A 19,427-nucleotide genomic window follows, 5' to 3' on the forward strand; every position below is an offset into this window, starting at 1 on the left:
TTTTGTTGTTGATTAATTTACCATCCAGCTTGTGACTGCGATAAAAATTGCAAAGATGCAAAACCAAATTATGTGTAGTTTTGTGCTTTTACGATTGACTTTTTCATTATGTAAACGCCGAGCTTCTAATCTTTGTTTGTAAATCTCTAGATCTTTTTGTTTGAAAGAAAAACCGCAATTAGGGCAATTTTCTGCATTTTCACTAATCTTTTTTCTGCATTCGGGGCATCTTGTTAAGGACATATTTGCTCTATACCTATTCAATTACTTATTTGTTAGTATTTTAATAGATGTTTTAGATTTTACAAATGTGATACAAGTCACAAATCTTATAAAATCTTTAAATTCAATTTTTGATTTGGCGTAATTTGAAATAGAATACAGCCGATTGTTTAGGGCATATGCTAAATACCTTTACTTTATCTTTTGAGGAGCCTTTCTATGTTATGGTTTTTCTTTTGTGTAGCCATGTTGATTCTTGGTTACTTTGTTTATGGAAAAATTATCGAAAAAATCTTTGTGGTTAATCCAAAACGTCAGACACCTGCTTATCAGATGAATGATGGTGTGGATTATATGCCGATGTCAAAAACTAAAATTTGGTTAATTCAATTATTAAACATTGCAGGAACTGGACCGATTTTTGGACCTATTCTTGGTGCATTATATGGACCTGTTGCAATGTTATGGATTGTAGTTGGTTGTATTTTTGCTGGTGCGGTTCACGATTATTTTTGCGGTATGTTAAGTATTCGTCACGGTGGCGCAACCATGCCATACTTGGCGGGTAAATTTTTAGGTCGTCCCGTTAAAGTCTTTATTAATACCTTAGCTCTTGTGTTGCTTTTACTTGTAGGTGTCGTATTTGTAGCAAGTCCTGCTCAATTAATAGGAACCATTACAATGGATGTATTTGGGGCTTCACAAGGAGCATTGTCACTGGGTGATGCTGAAGCAGTTCATCATGCTGTTGAAGCTGGGGGAATTAAAGTATGGGGAATGGACAAACCAACAGTTGTTGCTATGTGGACTGCCATTATTTTTGCTTATTATGTTCTTGCGACCCTACTTCCAGTTGATAAAATTATCGGAAGAATTTATCCGCTCTTTGGTGCATTATTACTCTTTATGTCAATTGGTATGGTATATGGGCTAGTTGTAGCGCATTTTAGTGCAACAGATCCAATTGAGTTTTTCCGTACAATCAATGCTGATGGCGAGGGTTTAACTTGGGCGAAATTTACACAAAATTTCCAAGTGAAAGGTGATGTTCCAATTTGGCCACTTTTATTCTTAACTATCTCTTGTGGTGCATTATCAGGTTTCCACGCAACGCAAACTCCATTAATGGCGCGTTGTGCAGAAAATGAAAGTGAAGGTCGTTTCATTTTCTATGGTGCAATGATTACAGAGGGGATAATTGCATTAGTATGGTGTATGGTTGGTCTTGCATTCTATGAAAACCCACAAGCGTTACAAGATGCAATTTCAGCAGGTTCTCCATCTAAAGTTGTGTATGATAGTTCGTTACATTTCTTAGGTCTTATTGGTGGTATTTTTGCCGTATTAGGTGTGGTTGTTCTTCCTATTACTTCTGGCGATACAGCATTCCGTGCTGCGCGTTTACAGTTAGCCGAAATTTTTAATATTGATCAACGTTCATTACCTAAACGTTTATTAATTGCTGTGCCGTTGTTTGTATTAGGTTATTTTATTTCAACCATTGATTTCAGCGTATTATGGCGTTATTTCACTTGGGCAAACCAAATGACAGCAATGGTAATGTTATGGACTGCAGCGGCATATTTATATCGTTATCATAAATTCCACTGGGTTGCGTCTCTTCCTGCGTGGTTTATCACAACAGTATGTACAACTTATTTGTTCTACAACAAAATTGGTTTCGGCTTAGATTATCAGCTTTCTGTGTATCTTGGTTTAGCAACAACCATCGTTTGTATCGTATTGTTCTTCACAATGCTTAAACCATTAGGTACGCGAGATGAAGAAGCTTATATAAATAATTAGTCAATAAAATTTGATGAAAAAAGCCGTTTGAATTGTTTATTCAAACGGCTTTTTTATTTTGATAAAAATCAGTTGCTTTAATGTGGAATTACTTGCAAGTTGAGCGAACAAATTATAAACTTGCTAGAAGTGGAGAAAAGTGGTGTTTTGTGGAGATTTTTAGAGATTTTCTAAAAATAAGTTCAATTTTTAAGGTGTAATATGTTTCGTGGTGCAACGGCGGTTAATTTAGATTCTAAGGGACGTGTAGCGATCCCAACTCGCTATCGCGCTGAAATTCTTGAAAAGAACCAAGGGCAAATGGTTTGTACTGTAGATATTCGCCAATCCTGTCTTTTACTTTATCCCCTTGATGAATGGGAAAAAATCGAACAAAAACTTCTCGCACTTTCTAACTTTGATCCTACCCAACGCCGTTTGCAGCGAGTAATGCTTGGCCATGCCACTGAATGTGAGATGGATGCTCAGGGTCGTATTTTGCTTAGTGGGCCATTACGCCAACACGCAAAATTAGAAAAAGGTTTAATGTTGGTAGGGCAACTTAATAAATTTGAAATTTGGAGCGATGTAGAATGGCATACTCAAATTGCAGAGGATATAGAAATTGGCTCCAGCGCAGATTTTGCTGCTGATGCGTTAAATAATTTCTCATTATAGAAAATAATGTAGTACTTTTATCTTAAATTTATGAATAGCGAAAATTCCTTTTCTTCATCTGAACATATTACAGTTTTACTTCACGAAGCCGTGAATGGCTTGGCATTGAAGGAGAATGGCATTTATATTGATGGTACTTTTGGGCGTGGGGGGCATTCTCGGTTTATCCTTTCTCAACTTTCTTCTAATGGTCGTTTGATAGCTGTAGATCGCGATCTTCGTGCTATTGCAGAAGCACACAAAATCCAAGACTCGCGTTTTCAGATTGAACATAACAGCTTTTCGCATATTCCTGAAATTTGTGACAAATTAAATTTAGTGGGCAAAATTGACGGTATTTTGCTTGATCTTGGTGTGTCTTCTCCTCAGCTTGATGAAGCAGAACGTGGTTTTAGTTTTATGAAAGATGGCCCGCTTGATATGCGTATGGATACAACTCAAGGTTTATCTGCTGAAGAATGGTTAAAACAAGTGTCCATTGAGGATTTAACTTGGGTGTTGAAAACTTTTGGCGAAGAGCGTTTCGCTAAACGTATTGCCACTGCTATTGTCGAGTACAACAAAAGTGCGGTAAAAAATGGCACAGAATTTTTATCACGTACTAGTCAATTGGCGGAACTTATTTCACAGGCAGTTCCTTTTAAAGATAAACATAAACATCCTGCGACTCGCAGTTTCCAAGCTATTCGTATTTTTATTAATTCAGAATTAGATGAATTAGAAAGTCTGCTTAATTCTGCGTTAGATATGTTAGCACCAGAAGGGCGTTTATCAATTATAAGTTTCCATTCTTTAGAAGATAGAATGGTGAAACATTTTATGAAAAAACAAAGTAAGGGCGAGGATATTCCTAAAGGTTTACCGTTGCGAGAAGATCAAATTCAGCGTAATCAAAAATTAAGAATTATTGGTAAAGCCATTCAGCCAAGTGATGCAGAAATTCAAGCAAATCCTCGTTCAAGAAGTGCAGTATTGCGTGTCGCGGAGAGAATTTAGCGATGTCTGAAAATAATAAGCCTCGTTATCCGTTACAGCAAATTTTAGTCGAAGATTTATTTTCTTCAAATAAATTAGTGGTTTTGCTGTTAATGGGGATTTTAGTTTCTGCAATGGGAACGATTTGGATAACCCATAAAACTCGCCAACTAATTTCTGAAAATGGAATGTTAATTTTACAGCGTCAAGCACTTGAGAATGAATACCGTAATTTACAAGTGCAGGAAGCTACGGAAGGGGATAGTACGCGTGTAGAATCTATTGCGATTAGTACATTAAAAATGAAAGTTGTTTCTTCAGAGCAAGAAGTTGAAATTAGAGAATAATAGGTAAAAAAGATGGTGAAATTTAATTCCCCGCGTAAATCAGGTAAGTCGAAAAAAACAATTAGAAAATTGACTGCACCTGAAACTGTAAAGCAAAACAAACCTCAAAAGCTGTTTGAAAAATGCTTTATGCGTGGACGTTATATGCTTTCGACGGTTCTTATTTTACTTGGCCTGTGTGCTTTAGTCGCACGAGCAGCTTATGTTCAATCTATTAATGCAGATACGTTATCGAGTGAAGCGGATAAGCGTTCTTTGCGTAAAGATGAAGTATTATCAGTGCGTGGTTCTATTTTAGATCGTAATGGTCAGCTTTTATCTGTAAGCGTGCCGATGAGCGCAATTGTGGCAGATCCAAAAACGATGTTGAAGGAAAATTCGATTGCGGATAAAGAACGAATTGCAGCTTTAGCCCAAGAATTAGGTATGACCGAAAATGATTTAGTGAAAAAAATTGAGAAAAATGCTAAATCTGGTTATTTGTATTTAGCGCGTCAAGTTGAATCAAATAAAGCTGACTATATTCGTAGATTAAAAATTAAAGGAATCATTTTAGAAACTGAGCATCGTCGTTTTTATCCTCGTGTAGAAGAAGCTGCACACGTGGTGGGTTATACGGATATTGATGGAAATGGTATTGAAGGCATTGAGAAAAGTTTTAATTCAATACTTGTTGGTAAAGATGGCTCACGTACTGTTCGTAAAGATAAACGTGGAAATATTGTTGAACATATCTCCGATGAGAAAAAATATGATGCACAAGATGTTACCTTAAGTATCGATGAAAAATTGCAATCTATGGTATATCGTGAGATTAAAAAGGCGGTGTCTGAGAATAATGCTGAGTCTGGTACTGCGGTGTTAGTTGATGTTCGTACTGGGGAAGTGTTAGCTATGGCGACCGCACCCTCTTATAATCCAAACAACCGTGTCGGCGTAAAATCAGAGTTAATGCGTAACCGCGCAATCACCGATACGTTTGAGCCAGGTTCTACGGTAAAACCTTTCGTTGTTTTAACCGCACTTCAACGAGGTGTCGTTAAACGAGATGAAATTATTAATACCACGTCCTTTAAATTAAGCGGTAAAGAAATTGTGGATGTTGCACCACGTGCTCAACAAACTTTAGACGAGATTTTAATGAACTCTAGTAACCGTGGTGTAAGTCGTCTTGCATTGCGTATGCCACCTAGTGCATTAATGGAAACTTATCAAAATGCAGGTTTAAGTAAACCGACAGATTTAGGTTTGATCGGCGAACAAGTTGGGATTTTGAATGCAAATCGTAAACGCTGGGCAGATATTGAACGTGCAACAGTTGCTTATGGTTATGGTATTACTGCGACACCTTTACAAATTGCCCGTGCCTATGCAACCCTTGGTAGTTTTGGTGTTTATCGCCCGCTTTCTATCACTAAAGTTGATCCGCCAGTTATTGGGAAACGGGTTTTCTCTGAAAAAATAACTAAAGATATTGTGGGAATTTTAGAGAAAGTCGCAATTAAAAATAAACGTGCAATGGTGGAAGGCTACCGCGTCGGTGTAAAAACAGGTACGGCACGTAAGATTGAAAATGGTCACTATGTGAATAAATATGTGGCATTTACTGCGGGTATTGCACCAATTAGTGATCCTCGTTATGCATTAGTGATTTTGATCAATGACCCAAAAGCAGGCGAATATTATGGTGGTGCGGTTTCTGCCCCTGTATTCTCTAGCATTATGGGCTATGCGTTACGTGCAAATGCTATTCCGCAAGATGCTGAAGCAACTGAAAACACAACAACGAAAAGTGCAAAACGTATTGTTTATATTGGCGATCACAAGAATCAAAAAGTGAATTAAGGAAAAATTATGAAAAAACTCACCGCACTTTTTAATTTGCCTGAATTAAAGGATGATGTAGAACTCCATAATATGGTGTTGGATAGCCGTAAAGTTAAAGCTGGCGATCTTTTTGTGGCGATAAAAGGTCATCAGGTGGATGGAAATCAATTTATTGATTCTGCTATTCATTCTGGTGCGAGTGCGGTGGTGTCTGAGACAGAATTATCTAGTGAACATTTAACTGTCGCATTTATTGGGAATGTTCCCGTAGTGAAATATTATCAACTTGCACGTCATCTTTCGTCCTTAGCTGATGTTTTTTATGATTCGCCCTCTAAAAATTTAACCCTTGTTGGTGTAACAGGGACAAATGGCAAAACCACTATTTCTCAATTATTAGTGCAATGGGCGGAATTATTAGGTCATCGTTCGGCAGTGATGGGAACCATTGGTAATGGGCTTTTAGGTCAAGTTATAGAAGCTAAAAATACAACTGGCTCAGCAGTGGAAATTCAATCGTCCCTTTCAAATTTCAAGCAAGCAGGCGCAGATTTTTCCTCTATTGAAGTTTCATCACACGGTTTGGCGCAGCATCGTGTAGAAGCCTTGCATTTTAAAGCAGCAATTTTCACGAATTTAACCCGTGATCATCTAGATTATCATCAATCTATGGAAAATTATGCTGCGGCGAAGAAACGCTTGTTCACTGAATTAGATACCCAAATTAAAGTGATTAATGCTGATGATGAAATTGGACACCAATGGCTAACTGAATTACCTGATGCTATTGCCGTAAGTATGAATGCGGATTTTAAAGTAGATTCACACCAATGGATGAAAGCAATAAATATCCATTATCATTTTAAAGGTGCAGATATTACTTTTGAATCTAGCTGGGGTAATGGCGTTTTGCATAGCCCATTAATTGGTGCTTTTAATGTAAGTAATTTATTATTAGTAATGACCACGTTGTTATCGTTTGGTTACCCATTGGAAAATTTACTCGCTACGGCGAAATCTTTAAAAGGAGTATGTGGAAGAATGGAAATGATTCAATATCCAAATAAACCAACCGTTATTGTAGATTATGCGCATACACCAGATGCGTTAGAAAAAGCGTTGATTGCTGCGCGTGAACATTGCCAAGGCGAATTATGGTGCATCTTTGGTTGTGGCGGAGACCGTGATAGAGGCAAACGTCCGTTAATGGCACAGGTTGCAGAGCAGTTTGCTGAAAAGATTATTGTGACAAAAGATAATCCACGAACAGAATCACAAAACCAAATTGAAGCAGATATTGTCGCAGGCTTTAAAAATATGGAAAAGGTGGGGATTATTCCTGATCGTGCACAGGCAATCCAGTTTGCGATTGAAAGTGCGGTAGAAAATGATGTGATTTTAATTGCTGGAAAGGGGCACGAACATTATCAAATTATTGGTTCGGAAGTTGTGCATTTTTCCGACCAAGAAATTGCACTTGATTTCTTAAAATAATCATCACTCAATTATGATTAAACTCTCTACTGTACAACTTGCACAGATTCTTCAAGCTAAATTAATTGGCGACGAAAATGTGCAAGTTGAAGAAATTAATACAGATACTCGAAAAAGCGTATCAAATAGCTTATTTTTTGCTTTAAAAGGCGAAAAGTTTGATGCACATCAATATCTTGAACAAGCGGTAGCACAAGGTGCGCTCGCGCTTGTTGTTCAGCAAGAAAATTCATCTATTTCTGTTCCTCAGCTGGTGGTTAAAGATACTCGTATTGCTTTGGGCGAACTTGCAAAATGGTTACGCGAGAAAATTAATCCACGTACTGTGGCGATGACAGGGTCTTCTGGTAAAACTACGGTAAAAGAAATGACAGCAAGTATTTTGCAACATACTGCTGCTTCTTCAGAAGCGGTACTTTTTACCAATGGTAATTTCAATAATGATATAGGTGTGCCTTTAACTCTGCTGCGCTTAACAGAAAAGCATCGTTTTGCTGTGATTGAACTTGGTGCTAATCATCAAAATGAAATTAATTACACCACAAAATTAGTTCAACCTAATGCCGCATTGATTAATAATATTGCGCCCGCACATTTAGAGGGGTTTGGTTCTTTAGCGGGGGTTGTTCAAGCAAAAGGCGAGATTTATCGAGGTTTAACAAAAAATGGTGTGGCGATTATCAATGCTGAACATAATCACTTAGCTATTTGGCAAAAAGAAATCAGTAATCACGCCATTCAATATTTCAACGGCAAGGATTATTCCGTCAAAAATGTTCAAGGTAACGAACAAGGTTCAACCTTTACGTTAGTTTCTCCGCAAGGCGAAATTGACATCAGTTTGCCTTATCTTGGAGAGCATAATGTAAAAAATGCTTTAGCTGCTACCGCACTAGCGATGAATGTTGGTGCTACGCTTGCCGATGTGAAAGCTGGATTAGAACAACGTTCACAAGTGAAAGGACGTTTATTTCCTATTCAAGTAACGCCTAATTTATTGTTGTTAGATGATACTTATAACGCGAATAAAGATTCTCTCTGTGCGGCTATTGATGTCCTAAAAAGTTATGATGCTTTCCGTATTCTATGTGTCGCAGATATGAAAGAATTGGGCGAAAACTCTCTCGCTATTCATCGTGAAGTTGGACAATATGTTAAGTCGTCAAATTTAGATTTAGTTTGTTCTTATGGCAATGAAAGTGCGGTCATTTCTGAGGCTGTTTTGGGTAAGCATTTTACGGATAAAACTGAAATGGTGGATTTCTTAGTTCCACTTATTGAAAACCAATTACAACAAAATAATAAAGTCGTGGTGCTAGGAAAAGGCTCACGTTCAATGAAAATGGAAGATGTGATCTATTCATTAAAGGATAAAATTAAATGTTAGTCTGGCTTGCTGAATATCTTGTTCGTTACGAAACCGCCTTTAATGCGATTTCTTATATTACCGTCCGCGCAATTCTTGCATTATTAACCGCACTTTTTATCTCCCTCTGGATTGGCCCAAAAGTGATCAAAGGTTTACAGATCTTAAAATTTGGCCAAGAAGTGCGAAATGATGGTCCTGAAAGTCATTTTGCAAAAAAAGGCACCCCCACTATGGGCGGTGTGATGATTTTATTCTCTATTGGCGTAAGTACGTTATTATGGGCAAATCTTGCTAATCCTTATATTTGGGTTTGCTTATTTGTATTATTTGGATATGGCGCAATTGGTTTTGTGGATGATTTCCGTAAAATTACCCGTAAAAATACAGATGGTTTAATTGCTCGTTGGAAATATTTCTGGATGTCTGTGGTGGCATTAGTGGCAATCCTTTGGCTTTATTGGCTTGGTCACGACACTGATGCAACCCGTTTAGTGATTCCATTCTTTAAAGATATTATGCCTCAATTAGGTTTGTTCTATATTGTGTTATCTTACTTTGTGATTGTTGGCACGGGTAATGCAGTGAATTTAACCGACGGTTTAGATGGATTAGCGATTATGCCTACTGCGCTTGTTGCAGGTGCGTTTGCTTTAATTGCTTGGGCTACAGGTAACGTGAATTTCGCAGAATATTTGCATATTCCGTATATTAAATACAGTTCCGAAGTGGTGGTGTTCTGTACAGCCATTGTTGGTGCGAGTTTGGGATTCTTATGGTTTAATACTTATCCAGCTCAAGTATTTATGGGAGACGTAGGTTCTCTTGCATTAGGTGGTGCGCTAGGTGTCGTAGCAATTCTTGTTCGTCAGGAATTTTTGCTTGTGATAATGGGTGGCGTATTTGTTGTTGAAGCACTCTCTGTTATTTTGCAAGTGGGATCTTATAAGTTACGCAAACAACGCATTTTTAGAATGGCACCGATTCATCATCATTTTGAATTGAAAGGATGGCCAGAACCAAGAGTGATTATTCGGTTTTGGATTATTTCCTTAATGTTAGTATTGATGGGATTAGTCACCTTGAAGTTGCGTTAATAAATGTTGTGAGGTTCGCTCTTTCAGTTTTTGAAAGAGCGAGCTTTTTACGTTATAAATTGATATTCCCATCAGCAAAATTTAAAACTTATAGTAATTAAGAAGAAATAAAATGAACGCCTATCAAAACAAAAATATTACGATCATTGGGCTTGGCAAAACAGGTCTTTCTTGTGTGGATTATCTCTTATCCCAACAGGCTAATATTCGTGTGATTGATACCCGAAAAAATCCTACTGGTATTGATAAACTTCCTAAAAATATCCCTCTTCATACTGGTAGTTTAAATCAGGAATGGTTACTTGAAAGCGATATGATTGTTATTAGCCCAGGGCTTGCGGTAAAAACACCAGAAATTCAAACCGCACTTAAAGCGGGAGTGGAAGTAATCGGCGATATTGAATTATTCTGCCGTGCGGCGACGAAGCCAATTGTGGGGATTACAGGCTCAAATGGAAAAAGTACTGTAACGACTTTAGTTTATGAAATGGCGAAAGCTGCTGGCGTAAAAGTTGGTATGGGCGGAAATATAGGGATTCCCGCTTTGTCATTGTTGAATGAAGATTGTGAACTTTATGTACTAGAGCTGTCTAGTTTTCAACTTGAAACAACTTACAGCTTAAAAGCTGCGGCTGCAACTGTTTTGAACGTGACTGAAGATCATATGGATCGCTATGTAGATTTAGAAGATTATCGCCAAGCAAAATTACGTATTTATCATAATGCCAAAGTAGGCGTGCTGAACAACGAAGATAGTCTGACTTTTGGAGAAGGCGAAAATCAAGCGGAACAAATCGTTTCTTTTGCGGAAAATGGTGCGGATTATTGGCTAAAAACGGAAAACGGCAAGCAATACTTAATGGCAAAAGATGAAGTGATTTTACCTTGTGAAGAAGCCACATTGGTGGGTCGCCATAATTATATGAACATTTTGGTAGCAACAGCATTGGCACAAGCTGTCGGTATTAATTTAGACTCAATTCGTACCGCACTTCGTCAATTTAAAGGATTAGATCATCGTTTCCAATTAGCACATCAAGCCAATGGCGTTCGTTGGATTAATGACTCTAAAGCAACAAATGTGGGGAGTACAGTTGCCGCATTGGCTGGGCTTTATGTTGAGGGTAAATTGCATTTGTTGTTAGGTGGAGATGGAAAAGGGGCTGATTTTTCAGAATTGGCTGCATTAATTAATCAACCACAGATTATTTGTTATTGTTTTGGTCGAGATGGTGCGCAGCTTGCAAAACTTTCATCACAAAGCTATTTGTTTGAAACAATGGAACAAGCCATCGCGTTTTTACGTCCAACATTGCAAAGCGGAGATATGGTATTATTGTCGCCTGCTTGTGCAAGTCTCGATCAGTTTACTTCTTTTGAAAAGCGCGGCGAAGAATTTACGCGTTTAGCTCAATGCTTAACCTAATTTAGTCACTCACGAAATAAGATGGAATTTTTACAAAATATCAAAAAAAATTACGATGAATGGACACGCATCACACCTCAAGGTTTGTTGTATGATCGCGCACTATTTTGGTTATTTGTTATTTTGCTTTTAATTGGTTTAGTGGCAGTAACATCTGCTTCTATTCCTTATAGCTCTCGTTTATTTAATGATCCTTTTTACTTTGCAAAACGCGATGCTATTTATGTGCTACTTTCTTTGCTAACTTGTTATATTTCATTACAAATTTCTTCTTCGCAATGGGAAAAATGGCACGCTAAAATTTTTTTATTTTCCGTCATATTATTATTGCTTGTCCCTTTTATTGGTACATCGGTTAATGGTGCAAAACGTTGGATTTCATTGGGGATCTTAAACTTTCAACCTGCAGAATTTGCAAAATTAGCACTCACTTGTTTTTTAGCAAGCTATTTTACTCGTCGTTATGATGAAGTGCGGTCACAACATGTTAGTGTTTTTAAACCGCTTATTGTTATGCTTGTATTAGGTTGTTTTCTTTTATTACAACCTGATTTAGGTAGTACAGTCGTGCTATTTATTATTATGTCTGGGATGCTTTTTATCGTGGGGGCAAAAATTTTACAGTTTGTAGGATTAACCGCTCTAGGAGGCATTTTATTCGTTTGGCTTGTATTGACAGCTTCTTATCGCCTCAAGCGATTTACAGGTTTTTTAGAACCCTTTAAAGATCCTTATGGTACGGGATTTCAACTAACAAATTCTCTTATAGCGTTTGGTCGAGGAGAAATTACTGGAGAAGGATTAGGTAATTCAATTCAAAAATTAGATTATCTGCCTGAAGCACATACCGATTTCATTATGGCGATTATCGGCGAAGAATTTGGATTTATCGGTATATTTATTGTTATTCTTTTATTAGGTTTATTAATTTTTCGTGCAATGAAAATTGGACGAGAATCCTTAATGTTAGAACAACGTTTTCGAGGTTTTTTTGCATTAGGTATTGGTTTTTGGATTTTCTTTCAAGGCTTTGTTAATTTAGGTATGGCGCTTGGAATGTTACCAACTAAAGGTTTAACTTTTCCACTCGTGAGTTATGGTGGTTCGAGTATTATCATTATGTCCGCCACCATTGGTATTTTATTGCGAATTGATCACGAAAATCGTTTATTTCGTATAGGTCAAGCACGCTTGCGTGATGATTAGAGATAGAAAAGATGAAAAAGAAAAAATTATTAGTGATGGCGGGTGGTACTGGTGGTCATGTTTTTCCTGCTATTGCGGTTGCTCAAACTTTACAAAAACAAGAATGGGATATTTGCTGGTTAGGCACGAAAGATAGAATGGAAGCTCAGCTTGTACCAAAGTATGCTATTCCTATTCGATTTATTCAAATTTCTGGCTTGCGTGGTAAGGGCATAAAGGCTTTATTTAACGCGCCTTTTACTATTCTTCGTGCGGTGTTGCAGGCAAAAAAAATTATTCAAGAAGAAAAGCCTGACGCTGTACTTGGTATGGGGGGCTATGTTTCGGGTCCTGCTGGCATAGCGGCAAAACTTTGTGGTGTACCAATCATTTTACATGAACAAAATGCGATAGCGGGTTTAACGAATAAATTATTAGGTAAAATTGCAACCTGTGTATTGCAGGCATTTCCAACCGCTTTTTCTAATGCTGAAGTGGTAGGAAACCCCGTCCGAGAAGATTTATTTGAGATGCCAAATCCTGATATTCGTTTCTCGGATCGTGAGGAAAAATTACGTGTCTTAGTTGTTGGTGGTAGCCAAGGGGCGAGAGTACTTAATCATACTTTGCCCAAAGTGGTGGCGCAGCTTGCAGATAAATTAGAGATTCGTCATCAAGTAGGCAAAGGTGCGGTAGAAGAAGTCAGCCAACTTTATGGCGAGCATCAAGAGAAAGTTAAAGTCACAGAATTTATTGATAATATGGCTGAGGCTTATGCTTGGGCTGATGTGATTATTTGTCGTTCTGGCGCATTAACCGTATGTGAAATTGCGGCAGTGGGAGCCGCAGCAATTTTTGTACCATTCCAACATAAAGATTGCCAACAATATTTAAATGCGAAATATTTATCAGATGTTGGTGCGGCGAAAATTATAGAACAGGCAGATTTAACGCCTGAAATTCTAGTGAATTATTTAAAAAATTTTACTCGTGAAAATTTATTACAGATGGCATTGAAAGCGAAAACAATGTCGATGCCTAATGCTGCACAACGTGTAGCTGAAGTAATTAAACAATATTCAAGCTAGGGCTTTGTGTTCTAATGATTAAAAATAAAAAAACGTTGCGAATTTTAACCGCACTTTTAGTTGAGTTTTGTCATTTGGGAGAAAAGGAAAAATAAATGAAGCATTCCCACGAAGAAATTAGAAAAATTATCCCTGAAATGCGCCGTGTACAGCAAATTCATTTCATTGGCATTGGTGGCGCGGGAATGAGCGGCATTGCAGAAATTTTATTAAATGAAGGTTATCAAATTTCAGGTTCAGATATTGCCGATGGTGTAGTCACTCAACGTTTAGCTCAAGCTGGGGCAAAAATCTACATTGGTCACGCAGAAGAACATATTGAAGGCGCAAGTGTTGTTGTTGTGTCTAGTGCGATAAAAGATGATAACCCTGAATTAGTTGCATCGAAACAAAAACGCATTCCAGTGATTCAACGAGCGCAAATGTTGGCTGAGATTATGCGTTTTCGTCATGGTATTGCTGTTGCAGGAACGCACGGAAAAACAACAACAACAGCTATGATTTCAATGATTTATACGCAAGCTAAACTTGATCCGACTTTTGTCAATGGCGGTTTAGTGAAATCGGCGGGTAAAAATGCACATTTAGGGGCAAGTCGTTATTTAATTGCCGAAGCCGATGAAAGTGATGCGTCATTTTTGCATTTACAACCAATGGTATCTGTTGTAACTAATATGGAACCAGACCATATGGATACTTACGAAGGCGATTTCGAAAAAATGAAAGCCACCTATGTGAAGTTCCTACACAATTTACCATTTTATGGTTTAGCTGTGATGTGCGCTGATGATCCTGTTTTAATGGAACTTATTCCCAAAGTTGGTCGCCAAGTGATTACATACGGTTTCAGTGAACAGGCAGATTATCGTATTGAAGATTATGAACAAACGGGTTTTCAAGGTCACTACACTGTGATTTGCCCAGATAATGAACGTATTAATGTATTGCTCAATGTTCCTGGAAAACATAATGCGTTAAATGCAACGGCAGCGTTAGCTGTCGCAAAAGAAGAGGGGATTGCTAACGAGGCAATTTTAGAAGCCCTTGCCGATTTCCAAGGTGCAGGTCGTCGTTTTGATCAGCTAGGCGAATTTATTCGTCCAAATGGTAAGGTGCGTTTAGTTGATGATTATGGTCATCATCCAACAGAAGTCAGTGTAACGATTAAAGCCGCGCGAGAAGGCTGGGGAGATAAACGAATTGTGATGATTTTCCAACCGCATCGTTATTCTCGTACTCGTGATTTATTTGATGATTTTGTACAAGTGCTTTCGCAAGTGGACGCATTAATTATGCTTGATGTGTACGCAGCGGGAGAAGCACCAATTGTTGGAGCTGATAGTAAATCACTTTGTCGTTCAATTAGAAATTTAGGAAAAATCGATCCAATCTTGGTTTCTGACACATCACAATTAGGCGACGTTCTTGATCAAATTATTCAAGATGGCGATTTAATTTTGGCACAAGGTGCGGGCAGTGTAAGTAAAATTTCTCGTGGCTTGGCTGAATCTTGGAAGAATTAATGCCGGATGGATTGATTGAAAATCTTAGCATTAGAAAAATATCATCATAAGAAGAAAAACAGGATAAAAAATGAACTTAAAACAAGAAAAAATTGCGGTGTTATTGGGCGGCACATCTGCTGAATGTGAAGTTTCCCTCAATTCAGGCAAAACGGTATTAGAAGCATTATTAAATCAAGGTTATGATGCTCATCCTATTGATCCTAAAGAATATAATGTCGCTAATTTGAAAAGTGATGGCTTCGATCGAGTATTTAATATTTTGCACGGTCGTGGTGGAGAAGATGGCACAATGCAAGGTTTATTAGAGCAAATTGGTTTGCCTTATACGGGTTGTGGCGTAATGGCTTCCGCATTAACGATGGACAAAATGCGCACAAAAATGTTGTGGAAAGCTTTTGGTTTACCTGTTGCAGATATGGAAGTGGTTACCCGAGAAACTTTTTCTGAATTAGACCCTCAGGCTGTTGTGGAAAAATTAGGTTTACCATTAATGGTTAAACCCTCTTTAGAAGGCTCTAGCGTTGGCTTAACGAAAGTAAAAGCGGTAGAAGAGTTAAAAAGTGCGGTGGAATATGCGCTTAAATTTGATAATACCATTCTAATTGAAGAGTGGTTAGCTGGCGATGAATTAACTGTGCCTGTGCTTGACAATCAAGTATTACCCGCAATTCGTATTGTTCCAGAGGGCGAATTTTATGATTATGAAGCGAAGTATATTTCTGATAATACGCAATATTTCTGCCCAGCAGGTTTAACGCCTGAACGCGAGCAAGCGTTAGCTATATTAGTAAAACGTGCTTATGATGCAGTGGGATGTCGAGGTTGGAGTCGTATTGATGTAATGTGTGATGCAAAAGGCAATTTCCGTTTGGTTGAGGTTAATACTAATCCAGGAATGACTAGCCATAGTTTATTCCCAAAATCTGCAGCGACAGTAGGTATTTCTTTTGAACAGCTTGTTGTGAAAATCTTGGAGCTAAGTGTGTAATGAACATTCTGAAAAGAAAAACGCCACAGAATATTCGTTTTGGAGAACAAAAGCCTAAATATTATTTTCATATTCGGGCTTTTGCGGTGTTGCTTGGCGTCTTTTTTTTACTTGGTGTTTATTTTAATTGGCAAAGCATTTTAGAAAAAATGGATGATAAACCGATTAGCGCATTTGCACTTGTTGGACAAAATACCTTTACTACCGATAATGATATTAAAGAAAGCCTATTAAAAATGGGCGAATTAAAAGGATTTTGGGGGCAAGATGTGGCACCGATTCAAGCTCAAATTGAGGCTTTACCTTGGGTTAAAGGTGCAATAGTAAGAAAAATGTGGCCAAATCGTTTAAGTATTTGGGTGTCGGAATATCAACCCGTTGCGTTTTGGAATCAAAATCAATTTGTTACCCTTGATGGTATCGTTTTTCAGCTTCCCTCTGTACGTTTAACAGCAAAAAATTTGCCCTATTTGGGCGGGCCCGATTATCAGAGTTTGAAGGTAATTGAGACGTGGAATCAAATTTATGTCAATTTAAAATCAAATAATATAATGGCAAAGGGAGTCAATATTGATGATCGCGGTGCGTGGCAGGTCCAGCTTGATAACGATATTGTGCTAAAATTAGGTCGTGGCGATTGGAAATCAAAACTTGAGCGATTTGTCACAATTTATCCGCAAATTGATGTGCCAGAAAACAAAAAAATAGATTATATAGATTTAAGATATACGGCAGGTGCCGCTGTAGGTATGGTTGATAGATAAAAATAACTGGGTGTGAAAATGGTTAAAGGTGTGGAAGCAAAAACAATAGTAGGTTTAGAGGTTGGCACCTCAAAAGTGGTCGCTGTGGTTGGCGAAGTATTTCCTGATGGTGTAGTGAATGTGCTTGGTGTAGGCAGTTGTCCTTCAAAAGGGATTGATCGTGGCAGTATCACTGATCTTGATGCTGTGGTGGGTTCGATTCAACGTGCTATTGAAGCTGCAGAGTCTATGGCGGATTGTCAGATTATGAGTGTGACTTTAGCCATTACTGGAGAGCATATTCAAAGCCTTAATGAAAGTGGTTTTGTGCCGATAGCAGAAAGTGAAGTAACACAAGAAGAAATCGATTCGGCACTTCATACAGCAAGCTCAATAAAATTACCAGAGGGATTGTCTTTATTGCATGTTATTCCACAAGAATATGCTGTTGATCGTCAGATGAACATTAAAAATCCATTAGGATTACAAGGCGTGCGTTTAAAAGCACAAGTACATTTGATCGCTTGTCATCAAGATTGGCAAAATAACTTAAAAAAAGCCGTTGAACGTTGTGGATTGCAAGTGGATAAAGTGGTTTTCTCTGGTTTCGCAGCGACACATTCTGTGCTAACTGAGGATGAAAAAGATCTCGGCGTGTGTTTAATTGATTTTGGTGCCGGCACAATGAACGTGATGGTTTATACGAATGGTGCATTACGCTTTAGCAAGGTAATTCCTTACGCAGGAAATATTGTGACGAATGATATTGCGCACGCTTGTACAATTTCGCGAGCAGAAGCAGAACGGATCAAAGTGAACTATGCGAGTGCATTTTACCCAGCTCGTTTGCACGGAGATAAAAAAATTGAGGTGGCAAGTATTGGCGGTCGTGCGCCTCGTTCATTAACAAAAAGTGATTTATCTTTAATTACATCGGCTCGTTATACGGAGCTTTTAGGTGTGGTAAAAGACGAATTAGATAAGTTAAAAGCTGAATTAGAAGCAAAACATATTAAATTTGAATTAATTGCAGGTGTGGTTATGACTGGTGGTGGAGCACAGATTGAAGATCTTAAAGAATGCGCTTCAAATGTTTTCCATTGCCAAGTACGTATAGCAAGCCCATTAAATATTACTGGTTTGACTGATTATGTGAATCGTCCACAATATTCAACGGTGGTGGGATTATTGCAATATAATCACAGTAATAGTGACGATGATTTAATTTCAGGAAGTGATGATTCTGAAGGAACTTTCTTTGAGTCTATTTGGCAAGGAATTAAAAAAATTGTCAATAAAGTGCGGTCAGAATTTTGATTATTTTAATTTTTCATCTACAATAAAGAGAATTTATATTTTATATATTTAGTCAGCTTATCTGGCAGTAACGGAGAACATCAATGCTATACCCAGAGTACCCTGAGTACGACAATTTTAACGAATCCGGCGCACTGATCAAAGTCGTAGGTGTAGGCGGTGGCGGTGGTAATGCCGTAAACCATATGGTAATGAATATGGTAAAACAAGAAATGGGCGGAACCTTTGTTGGTGAAAGTTCATTAACATCAGAGGAACACGGTCGCATAGTATTTTATGCCGTCAATACTGATGCTCAAGCATTGCGTAAAAGTCAAGTTCAACAGACCGTACAAATTGGTGGAGAAACAACCAAAGGTTTAGGTGCTGGGGCAAATCCGAATATTGGTCGTAAGGCAGCTGAAGATGATCAGGATGAAATCCGCAAAATGCTTGAAGGCGCAGATATGGTCTTTATTGCAGCAGGTATGGGCGGCGGCACAGGTACGGGTGCGGCGCCTGTTGTTGCTAAAATTGCTAAAGAACTGGGTATTTTAACTGTTGCAGTAGTGACTAAACCTTTTGCTTTTGAAGGCAAAAAACGTATGCAATTTGCAGAGCTTGGTATTAAAGATTTATCCCAATATGTTGATTCAATGATTATTATTCCGAATCAACAAATTCAAAAAGTTCTCCCTAAAAATGCTAAATTAATAGAGGCTTTTGCTGCTGCAAACGATGTGTTACGTAATTCGGTTATGGGTATTTCGGATATGATTACATCGCCTGGCTTAATCAATGTGGACTTTGCCGATGTAAGAACGGTAATGTCCGTTCAAGGGCAAGCAATGATAGGTTTTGGTTCAGCGGTGGGAGAACCTGGTGCGGGTAGAGCAGAAGAGGCGGCTCGCCTTGCGGTACGTAACGATCTTCTAGAAAAAATAGATCTTTCTAATGCTCAAGGTATTTTAGTTAATATTACTGCTGGAATGGATTTAGTTTTTGATGAATTTAACATTATAGGTGAGACAATAGGTAGCTTTGCTTCTGAAGAGGCGACAGTTGTTGTTGGTACGAGTTTAGTGCCTGAGATGAGCGATGAAATTCGTGTAACTATTGTGGCAACTGGTCTAGGGGAAATTGCAGGAAATGATCCAATTCAAGTTGTTCGTCAAGGGCTTTCTACGCAGAATATTGAAGGCGAAGGGCGTGTAAACATTGTTCCTGAACTTCATCGTCGTGAATCTGTTGAAGTGTCAAGGTCTGCATCAGAAGAATATCAACGACCGTTAGATAAACCGATTACAGATCGCTTGGAAGCATTTAAGAAAAATAATTTTTTTAATCCTGCACAGCGTGAAGAAAATTAATAAGTTTCAGAAAA

17 protein-coding genes are annotated in these 19,427 nt (G+C 38.1%); 16 read left to right on the top strand and 1 reads right to left on the bottom strand.

All coding sequences use genetic code 11. The features are described from left to right. Window positions 1-12: 12 nt before the first annotated feature. The gene (locus ACPT9C_RS04765) at window positions 13-243 is read right to left on the bottom strand and encodes a zinc ribbon domain-containing protein (RefSeq protein WP_050949332.1); all 231 of its coding nucleotides are present in this window, start codon (window positions 241-243) and stop codon (window positions 13-15) included. A gap of 198 nt (window positions 244-441) precedes the next feature. Between ACPT9C_RS04765 and ACPT9C_RS04770 the strand changes: the two genes are divergently transcribed. From ACPT9C_RS04770 to ftsZ, 16 genes are all read left to right on the top strand, one after another. After that, window positions 442-2,028 (top strand): carbon starvation CstA family protein, encoded by a 1,587-nt coding sequence (locus tag ACPT9C_RS04770; RefSeq protein ID WP_050949333.1) that lies wholly within the window; start codon window positions 442-444, stop codon window positions 2,026-2,028. Between the two features lie 201 nt (window positions 2,029-2,229). After that, entirely contained in the window at window positions 2,230-2,685 is a 456-nt protein-coding gene (gene mraZ, locus ACPT9C_RS04775; protein ID WP_050949334.1) for a division/cell wall cluster transcriptional repressor MraZ, read from the top strand. 30 nt (window positions 2,686-2,715) lie between these two features. Next, on the top strand, window positions 2,716-3,681 hold the full coding sequence (gene rsmH / locus ACPT9C_RS04780; protein ID WP_050838305.1) for a 16S rRNA (cytosine(1402)-N(4))-methyltransferase RsmH: 966 nt from the start codon (window positions 2,716-2,718) through the stop codon (window positions 3,679-3,681). A gap of 2 nt (window positions 3,682-3,683) precedes the next feature. Further along, window positions 3,684-4,007 (top strand): cell division protein FtsL, encoded by a 324-nt coding sequence (gene ftsL, locus ACPT9C_RS04785; protein ID WP_050838306.1) that lies wholly within the window; start codon window positions 3,684-3,686, stop codon window positions 4,005-4,007. 12 nt (window positions 4,008-4,019) lie between these two features. Beyond that, window positions 4,020-5,852, top strand: a complete 1,833-nt coding sequence (locus ACPT9C_RS04790; RefSeq protein WP_050949335.1) for a penicillin-binding transpeptidase domain-containing protein — start codon at window positions 4,020-4,022, stop codon at window positions 5,850-5,852. 9 nt (window positions 5,853-5,861) lie between these two features. Continuing rightward, window positions 5,862-7,328 carry a UDP-N-acetylmuramoyl-L-alanyl-D-glutamate--2,6-diaminopimelate ligase gene (murE, locus tag ACPT9C_RS04795; RefSeq protein ID WP_050949336.1) on the top strand — a complete coding sequence of 489 codons (1,467 nt, stop codon included), beginning with the start codon at window positions 5,862-5,864 and terminating at the stop codon, window positions 7,326-7,328. A gap of 13 nt (window positions 7,329-7,341) precedes the next feature. Beyond that, window positions 7,342-8,715, top strand: coding sequence for a UDP-N-acetylmuramoyl-tripeptide--D-alanyl-D-alanine ligase (murF, locus tag ACPT9C_RS04800; protein WP_050949337.1), 1,374 nt, complete (start codon window positions 7,342-7,344; stop codon window positions 8,713-8,715). Next, on the top strand, window positions 8,709-9,791 hold the full coding sequence (mraY, locus tag ACPT9C_RS04805; RefSeq protein WP_050949338.1) for a phospho-N-acetylmuramoyl-pentapeptide-transferase: 1,083 nt from the start codon (window positions 8,709-8,711) through the stop codon (window positions 9,789-9,791). The genes murF and mraY overlap by 7 nt, the downstream gene beginning before the upstream one ends. A gap of 112 nt (window positions 9,792-9,903) precedes the next feature. After that, window positions 9,904-11,217 carry a UDP-N-acetylmuramoyl-L-alanine--D-glutamate ligase gene (murD, locus tag ACPT9C_RS04810; protein ID WP_050949339.1) on the top strand — a complete coding sequence of 438 codons (1,314 nt, stop codon included), beginning with the start codon at window positions 9,904-9,906 and terminating at the stop codon, window positions 11,215-11,217. Window positions 11,218-11,238: 21 nt separating this feature from the next. Further along, window positions 11,239-12,423: a putative lipid II flippase FtsW gene (gene ftsW, locus ACPT9C_RS04815; RefSeq protein ID WP_050949340.1), complete on the top strand. Its 1,185-nt coding sequence runs from the start codon at window positions 11,239-11,241 to the stop codon at window positions 12,421-12,423. 11 nt (window positions 12,424-12,434) lie between these two features. Beyond that, window positions 12,435-13,490, top strand: coding sequence for an undecaprenyldiphospho-muramoylpentapeptide beta-N-acetylglucosaminyltransferase (gene murG, locus ACPT9C_RS04820; protein ID WP_118879894.1), 1,056 nt, complete (start codon window positions 12,435-12,437; stop codon window positions 13,488-13,490). Window positions 13,491-13,585: 95 nt separating this feature from the next. Continuing rightward, complete coding sequence (murC, locus tag ACPT9C_RS04825) at window positions 13,586-15,013, top strand: UDP-N-acetylmuramate--L-alanine ligase (protein ID WP_050949342.1); 1,428 nt, start codon at window positions 13,586-13,588, stop codon at window positions 15,011-15,013. A 70-nt stretch (window positions 15,014-15,083) separates the two neighbouring features. After that, complete coding sequence (locus ACPT9C_RS04830; protein WP_050949343.1) at window positions 15,084-16,004, top strand: D-alanine--D-alanine ligase; 921 nt, start codon at window positions 15,084-15,086, stop codon at window positions 16,002-16,004. Then, window positions 16,004-16,768, top strand: coding sequence for a cell division protein FtsQ/DivIB (locus ACPT9C_RS04835; protein WP_038440021.1), 765 nt, complete (start codon window positions 16,004-16,006; stop codon window positions 16,766-16,768). The genes ACPT9C_RS04830 and ACPT9C_RS04835 overlap by 1 nt, the downstream gene beginning before the upstream one ends. A gap of 18 nt (window positions 16,769-16,786) precedes the next feature. Then, window positions 16,787-18,064 carry a cell division protein FtsA gene (gene ftsA / locus ACPT9C_RS04840; RefSeq protein WP_050949344.1) on the top strand — a complete coding sequence of 426 codons (1,278 nt, stop codon included), beginning with the start codon at window positions 16,787-16,789 and terminating at the stop codon, window positions 18,062-18,064. A gap of 83 nt (window positions 18,065-18,147) precedes the next feature. Next, complete coding sequence (gene ftsZ, locus ACPT9C_RS04845) at window positions 18,148-19,413, top strand: cell division protein FtsZ (RefSeq protein WP_050949345.1); 1,266 nt, start codon at window positions 18,148-18,150, stop codon at window positions 19,411-19,413. Window positions 19,414-19,427: the final 14 nt, after the last annotated feature.

This window comes from Haemophilus sp. HN_Hi16, from assembly GCF_049823435.1.
Lineage (GTDB): Bacteria > Pseudomonadota > Gammaproteobacteria > Enterobacterales > Pasteurellaceae > Haemophilus > Haemophilus influenzae_D.

Coding starts and splice junctions, on each gene's coding strand:
- ACPT9C_RS04770 (WP_050949333.1), top strand. CDS start 442: ATGTTATGGTTTTTCTTTTGTGTAGCCATGTTGATTCTTGGTTACTTT.
- ftsW (WP_050949340.1), top strand. CDS start 11,239: ATGGAATTTTTACAAAATATCAAAAAAAATTACGATGAATGGACACGC.
- ACPT9C_RS04835 (WP_038440021.1), top strand. CDS start 16,004: ATGAACATTCTGAAAAGAAAAACGCCACAGAATATTCGTTTTGGAGAA.
- murC (WP_050949342.1), top strand. CDS start 13,586: ATGAAGCATTCCCACGAAGAAATTAGAAAAATTATCCCTGAAATGCGC.
- ftsA (WP_050949344.1), top strand. CDS start 16,787: ATGGTTAAAGGTGTGGAAGCAAAAACAATAGTAGGTTTAGAGGTTGGC.
- ACPT9C_RS04765 (WP_050949332.1), bottom strand. CDS start 243: ATGTCCTTAACAAGATGCCCCGAATGCAGAAAAAAGATTAGTGAAAAT.
- murD (WP_050949339.1), top strand. CDS start 9,904: ATGAACGCCTATCAAAACAAAAATATTACGATCATTGGGCTTGGCAAA.
- rsmH (WP_050838305.1), top strand. CDS start 2,716: ATGAATAGCGAAAATTCCTTTTCTTCATCTGAACATATTACAGTTTTA.
- murF (WP_050949337.1), top strand. CDS start 7,342: ATGATTAAACTCTCTACTGTACAACTTGCACAGATTCTTCAAGCTAAA.
- mraZ (WP_050949334.1), top strand. CDS start 2,230: ATGTTTCGTGGTGCAACGGCGGTTAATTTAGATTCTAAGGGACGTGTA.
- ftsZ (WP_050949345.1), top strand. CDS start 18,148: ATGCTATACCCAGAGTACCCTGAGTACGACAATTTTAACGAATCCGGC.
- murG (WP_118879894.1), top strand. CDS start 12,435: ATGAAAAAGAAAAAATTATTAGTGATGGCGGGTGGTACTGGTGGTCAT.
- ACPT9C_RS04790 (WP_050949335.1), top strand. CDS start 4,020: ATGGTGAAATTTAATTCCCCGCGTAAATCAGGTAAGTCGAAAAAAACA.
- mraY (WP_050949338.1), top strand. CDS start 8,709: ATGTTAGTCTGGCTTGCTGAATATCTTGTTCGTTACGAAACCGCCTTT.
- ACPT9C_RS04830 (WP_050949343.1), top strand. CDS start 15,084: ATGAACTTAAAACAAGAAAAAATTGCGGTGTTATTGGGCGGCACATCT.
- murE (WP_050949336.1), top strand. CDS start 5,862: ATGAAAAAACTCACCGCACTTTTTAATTTGCCTGAATTAAAGGATGAT.
- ftsL (WP_050838306.1), top strand. CDS start 3,684: ATGTCTGAAAATAATAAGCCTCGTTATCCGTTACAGCAAATTTTAGTC.